Annotated in this window: 5 protein-coding genes; 3 read left to right on the top strand and 2 right to left on the bottom strand. The window is 59.0% G+C overall.

Annotated elements, in window-relative coordinates; all coding sequences use genetic code 11:
• The first annotated feature begins 112 nt into the window (after positions 1–112).
• Both ACV229_RS40270 and ACV229_RS40265 read left to right on the top strand, forming a co-directional pair.
• Positions 113–1,786 (top strand): hypothetical protein, encoded by a 1,674-nt coding sequence (locus ACV229_RS40270; protein WP_448088610.1) that lies wholly within the window; start codon positions 113–115, stop codon positions 1,784–1,786.
• 640 nt (positions 1,787–2,426) lie between these two features.
• Entirely contained in the window at positions 2,427–3,884 is a 1,458-nt protein-coding gene (locus ACV229_RS40265; protein ID WP_448088609.1) for an HNH endonuclease, read from the top strand.
• Between the two features lie 278 nt (positions 3,885–4,162).
• Here the strand turns inward: ACV229_RS40265 and ACV229_RS40260 are convergent, their stop codons facing one another.
• On the bottom strand, positions 4,163–4,435 hold the full coding sequence (locus ACV229_RS40260; RefSeq protein ID WP_448088611.1) for a helix-turn-helix domain-containing protein: 273 nt from the start codon (positions 4,433–4,435) through the stop codon (positions 4,163–4,165).
• Between the two features lie 959 nt (positions 4,436–5,394).
• Here ACV229_RS40260 and ACV229_RS40255 point away from each other — a divergent pair.
• Positions 5,395–5,913, top strand: a complete 519-nt coding sequence (locus tag ACV229_RS40255) for an HAD domain-containing protein (RefSeq protein ID WP_448088608.1) — start codon at positions 5,395–5,397, stop codon at positions 5,911–5,913.
• On the opposite strand, the gene ACV229_RS40250 is transcribed toward ACV229_RS40255, so the two are convergent.
• The coding region (locus tag ACV229_RS40250; protein WP_448088607.1) for a hypothetical protein at positions 5,908–6,406 on the bottom strand (499 nt) is incomplete at its 5' end. The two genes, ACV229_RS40255 and ACV229_RS40250, sit on opposite strands and share 6 nt — an antisense overlap.

Raw genomic sequence — 6,406 nt, 5'->3', positions numbered from 1 at the left:
TTGAGTTTGGTGTTGTTCTGCCGGAGAAACGTTCGTGATTACTGCACCGTCATTTACCGCTCCGGCTCCGACGTCGCTCGCACCAGACCCTCTCGGCACACAGAGCGTCAACATGGCGCTCTATCGTTCGGTGTTCCCCGGCATCAACAATGTCGCACAGTACATTCGTGTCTACTCGGCGTTGAGCTGGATGGTCCTGAAAATCGACGAGGCTGCTGTTGCACGTGGTGCGACCCAAGAGGAGGCGCTCGAGATTTCGACGCGCGGCATGGAGAAGATGGAGCTCCTGCTGACGTGGTCCAACACCCTCAACGGTGTGGACGGGATGCCTGGGAGTCGACGGCTCTGGCCAACGGACCCGGCCCGGAAGGTTGAGCTGCGCTTTGACGTCTTGATGGGAGAAGAGCAGGACAAGGCCGTCAAGGCGGGCAAGGTGGATATTGACTTCTCGAACAGTGCGCGGTTCCTGAGTGCGCCGGAGTACCGGCCGAGTGCAGTGAATGGACTACGGTTTCTGGCGGTCACCGGCATTGCGGGGATGTGGGAGTTGACGAAGGGGGGCATGGACCTCGCCGCCGCATTCCAGGCGATGCTCGATAAGTCCCAGCATCCCCTCGCTGACTGGTTGGCGGACCCCACCGCAACGACTATCACGCAGGCCGAGGTCAAAGCCTTGTGGAACCCGGTGTTGAACGTCAGGGAGGCCACGGTGGACGAACGAGAGGCGTTCCTTGCGCATTACTTCCCTCTGCCTGACGCGTCGCCGTCCGTGCCGCGTTGGCGCCATAGGCACAAGGGGCTCACGCTGGCGCTGCGAGCCATCGAGACTGCGGAAAGCAACTTCGAGGCGTCCGAAGGCTTTGTCCCTGTAGACGCAATCCGCCACACGATGGGCAGCAGACTCGCGCCGAATGGATGGGAGCTTGCGGACGAGACGCTGGAGGACATTGCCGGGTACTGGACATCCCTCCAATATCGCCAGTACCTCAAGCTCGCGCTGGAAACGCTCTTTCGTGCCACCGAATTTGTGGTCCACAATGCCGTGCTCGGGAACAGCGCGCGAGAAGTGACTGCCATTTCGGCCGCAGTGGGCGCGTACGCTTCGGCCGGGTTGCCGACCGATGTCGAGCTGGCCGATGTGGCTTCGAGATTGCGCAGCAGTCTGCTCAGGGGGGAAGAGTCGCTCTATCGGAGCGGGATGCGTGTTCCTGCGCTCGACATGAAGACTCGAATGGCAGCGCTGTCGTCCGCCGGCTGGTCCATTCGGCTGGCTTCTTCAAAAGGAATCGACGCCGTCTATGCAGCGCTACAGGCAGCCAGCGCGCTCGCCTGTGAGGCTCTCGTCTACTGCGCCCTCGATGCGACGGTCTGGCGAGACCGTCAGGGGTTCCGGATGACCGTAGACGGGGACCGGCTGCCCTTGACCGAACTCGTGCAGCTCTTTGCTGACTTCTCGAACGCCTCACCGGCAGAGTTCGTGGCGCAGGTCGTGCGGGATTACGTGGTCAACCTCCATTTCCGGGTCGTCCGCGAGCGAACCGAGTGGGAGCGCAATCCCCGGGACCGGTACAGGTTCATCATGGGCGACCAGGGGCTTGAGCGGAACCTGAACACGGAGCGCGACCTGATAAACATTGACATCATGTCGGACCTGTTGCACCGGGCGCTCAACCTGATGGCGCGCTCCGGCTTGCTCGAGCAACGTGGGCCTCAAGGCAACGAGAATGAATTTCGGCTGACCGAGGCAGGGCGCCTCAGGGCGAGCCAGGCCCTCGAGATGGCGTAGCATCCTCGCACTGGTGTTTCTGAGCCGCACCCGAAACCGCTCCGGCGTCACCCAGCATCATCTCGAGAACAAGCGAGTGCGGCATCTTCCGCGCCAAGGGACCGGTATGGCGGCGATTTCTGCCATTGAAGCTCTGGCTGCTCGACCGGTTGAATTCGCCGTCGACAGCGGAAGTTGGGTGGCCGGTGCCAGAGTGCGACTGTCGACCAACTTCGAGCTTCCGGGTTCGGTCAGTTCCCGTCATTCGCGAGCGTCGGCTTCGGAGCGGCGAAGCTTTGAGTTATCCCGTTGCGCAAACTAAAGACGAGCTGGCGAGTTTGCCAGCAAGATTCGCATATGGCGCCGCTGACAGCCAACCAAGAGGATGGGCGGTGCCATCGGCAGTAATCTTGAGCATGGGCTTGTAGATCAACATCGTCAGCAACGCCTGCACCTCGGGCGCCCCGTGTCGCGCGGGTGCCGCGTGGCTCGCCAGCGCACGAAGAATCAGACCCAGTACATGTATGCTTTCCAGTGCTGAGGCTATAGTGCGCGTACTGCGGGTACTCGCCCGGCCCCCTGCTGATTCGATTGACTCAGTGATTATCGGCGTTCGCCATAATTGGCTGGATAAGGCAGCCGCCAACAAGGTACAGTCAACATGGCAACAACAGAACCGAGAAAGACGGTCGAGCTCCCTCGTCAACTCATCACCGAAAGCCTTGAGGCTCAGCCAGGCATACTGGGTGGCATCTACGCACTTGCCTTCCAGATAGCAAAAAGCGGCGGTGTCCCTCTTGCATTGAACACAGCCGACGAGCTGGAGCAGCAGCTACTCGCTGAGCTTGACCCCGCGGTGGCTGAGGCTCTCACCCAAGGTGAAGATGTGACGTACGACTCCGGTCAGGTGGTCACCTATATCAACAACTTTGAGCTCGCGCAGTTCAGCGGATTGGTCCTCTTCTCTGGCGCAGATGAAGAGCGCATCAAGCTGCTGAGGAGCATGACGCGTGGGACCGCGCTCGTCGTGCCACAGACCGAAGCGCAACTCGCCGCCCTCAAGAGCGAGTTCCCCTATGCGGCACTCGCAAAGATTCAGCCCGCCTCGAACACCCCGAAGTTGAGCGACGCGCAGGTCGAGAGCCTGCAGTGGTTCGAGAGCCGATACGACTGTCTCGCCGATGGTCACTTGAGCCCTTGGTCGGCGCTTGTAGAATTGGGCGCCGGAGAGCCGCAGGTCTGCCGCTATTGCGGCAAGACGTCTGCTGACGTGACGTTCTCGAACGTCTCGCACGCGTTCCCCGAGCAAATCGGTAACAAGAAGCTCGTTGACCTCCGAGAGTGCGACGTCTGCAACACGCACTTCGCTACGACGGCAGACGACCATTTCGCGAAGTGGACGCTGGCGAACCGCGCTGTCGGGCGCATCAAGGGCAAGAAGAAGGTGCCGAGCTACGAGTCGAACGGATTCCGCATTGACCACAAGCAGGGCGACCTGAATATCAGGGTTCGCGACGGAGACCCCCGAGTCAAGCTCGACCCGGAGGGTAAGCACTTGCAGATGGTCTTCCAGCGGCAGCCATACGTCCCGATGGGAGTCTTCAAGTGCTTCGTGAAGATGGCATTGGCCGTATTGCCTGAGCCGGAGGCGTCGGAGTGTCAGCATCTCAAGGGCTGGCTCCTGCAACCGACGCATAGCTACGAGAGCTTCCCATTCAAGCCGCTGATGGTGTACACGCAGTTAGTGCCTGGCCGTCTGCCGAACGACAAGGTGACGTACATCCTCCTTCGTCGCAAGGCCGGTGTCACTGGCTGCCCCTACCTGTTCTTCGTTGTGCAGTACTCCAACTACGTGCATCAAATTGCACTCCCCATGCCTGCGCAGGATATGACGGATGTCGAGGCAACGCTGCAACTGCGCTATTTTCCTCACCCGTGGGACACCCCCGAGCATAAGCAGGCGTATGGCGACACCACGCTCCAGCAGGAGGATCTCAGCTCGCCTGAGATAAAGCGCGGTGACGCATACCCGATGCGATTTGGCTTCGAAGAACTGCGGGAGATTCCAGTTCCGACCACGCTGCCCGCCGCTGCCACGGTTGAGAAGCCGCAGTCTTGACCTTGCGTGTGTGGTTACTGACGCGACCCTGGAGAAGCAGAAGGTAATCCGAATCAGCCGCTTCGTTGGCGCAGGCTCAACCAGGATGGCAGTCTGTCGGCGAGGTGAGCGCGGCGAGGGACCCGTGCCGGCCTCGGTGCTAATCGACAAGCTCAAGCAAATCAAGGAGCTGCAACGGGTGCTGGGAAAAAACGATGGAGGAGGAAATCCTGCGCGACGCCGTCGAATACCTGAGCGACACATTTTCGCAATGAGCGAGACGTCTCTCTGCGGCCAGATTATTTGGCCGTGTTACTTTTCGTTGTCACTCGTTTCGCAGTAGCCTTGGGGAGCCTCTTCTTCTGCCGACGAGCTTCCGCCACTCTCGTATCGACTTCAGCTACAAGTTCGCCAGGCGTGCAGCGTAGCGCTTTCGCCAGCGTGAATAGCATCGTGAGCGTGGGCTGATACCTGCCGAGTTCAAGCCCGCTTACGTAGACTCGTTGGATGTCGGCTTCGAAGGCCAGTTGCTCTTGGGTGAGTTCGGCGCGAAGGCGACGTTCACGCAACACTGCGCCAAAGACTGCTGCCAACTCCAATTTCTATCCCCAACCAAAATTGGAACACTCTCGGGTTGGCGCTATAATTTGTCTTCATAGCATGCTATGAGTTAGACGTCGTCTGTATCGCTGGAATGCTTTACGGACAATGTGTTCGAGTATTTTAGATTGTCGGGATGCCGAGCCCGCTCCTTGGGCAGGCAGTTCGTAACAGTGCAGTTGAGGTGATTTGTTGTATGTTTTTGGCGCTTGAGTTGAACCGTTTGCATCCAAGCAAGATCCCGTTTGGTGGCGTCCCAGGTGCAGGTGCGTGGTCGGTAATCGAGCAACTGATACCGAGGGATGTGCTGATTCTCAGGGTTTCGTCGGCACGATCGAGGGCTGTGCCGACAATAGTGATGATGGATCTCACTGCAACAGCGGCGTCGCTGGGCCAGTTTGCAGATGATGGTAGCGTCCTGCGTGGGGCAGCCATACTGAGCACGGGGCTGGCGCGGGAGATGGAGCAGTGGACGCTCGATCCGCTGAGCGAGATTCGAGTCGGGGCGACGGAATACTGCGGGCAGACTGAGCAACTAGTCATGGTGACGCAGTTCACTACCTCGAAGGGGCGCAAGTTCTCAGTGCCATACGCCTTGGCAACTCGCGCTACACGCGGAAGGCGGCTTTGGCGAGCAAAGACACCGACCAATTCCGAGTCCATCTGAATCGGAACTGATGCGAAGGTGCGTCGTCCGCTATCGAAGCTTGTAAACGAGTTGAACTTTGACGCTACCTTCGTCGCTGCGCAATCAGAGTGTTGAAGGTGTTGGGGCCACGGCTTATCGTCGGCAGCAATTCGAGCTTGCCGCGTAGCTGTATTTCCGCGTTCGAGCCTTTTCGGAAGCTGATTCGCGGCAAATTCGACGCTGGCGTGCTGGGCGCCACCATCCAAAACGCCTTAGAGCACTGACAAGCTTGAGGAACTTTTTATGAATATCAGCGCGGCGTTAAATACGAGTGCGCAGACGGCGAAATCGCCGCTGCTGTTCCTCGATTTCGACGGTGTGCTGCATCCGTACGGGACGCGTGTATTCGACGAAAATTACCGGTGGGCAAATAACCCGGAGCTTTTCTGCTGGTTGCCGATCCTGCACGAGATCCTCGCGCCGCATCCGACAGTGAAAATTGTGGTGAGCTCGGACTGGCGTGGGCTGTTTGACGATGAAAACCTTATACGCTTGCTCGGCCCGGTGGGTGACAGGTTCGACGGGGTAACGACAACGGGAGGTGGGCCTCGTTCGGCAGAAATTCTCGAGGAGGTGTCCCGTCGCAAATCGTCGACCTGGCTTGCGATCGACGATCATCCCAGCGTCGTGGATGCAAGCGCGCAGGAGCAGCGGTTTATTGCCTGTGCTCCGGATTCGGGATTGTCAGCTCCGACCGTACAAGCCACCCTGAGGGCAAGGCTCGCCGAATTTTCGGCGGCGAACAGCTTTGGGGTCCTATGAACCAGCTGCGGCGTTAGGCTGCTCCACCTTGAGCCTGCGGATGCAATTCAGATGTTTCTCCGCCAAGCGAACAAAATGAATTCCGATATCGCGGGTCTTTGGCGAGAAGACAAGAGCAATCATATGGCCTTCGCGCTTTTCCAGGGAGATTAGGGCGCCCGCAAATGCTTCCCCACTTGGCATTTGATCAATGACGTAGTAGAGCGCCTTGTCACTGATGCGATGCCATTGAAGGTACCCGTTGATTGTGATCAAGTCGATTCGACGGATGCCTTTCCCTGTCTCTACATAGACGCCATCGTTGAGAACTTCCAGAGTGTGCGTGTGTGGCCACGCTGGTCCAGCAGGGACAGTACCTTCCGGGGCGGTATGCGAGACGGGGAACGTACGCGAAATCGTCACCGCCGGCTCCAAGGGGAAAAGTATCTCAGTCGACCGCAGCAGCAACTCGTTTTGATAATCGGCGAACCTCTTGTACTTGGGGTGCACGCCG

The organism is Burkholderia sp. MR1-5-21 (assembly GCF_053427715.1).
This window is presented reverse-complemented; position numbering and strand designations above follow the sequence as displayed.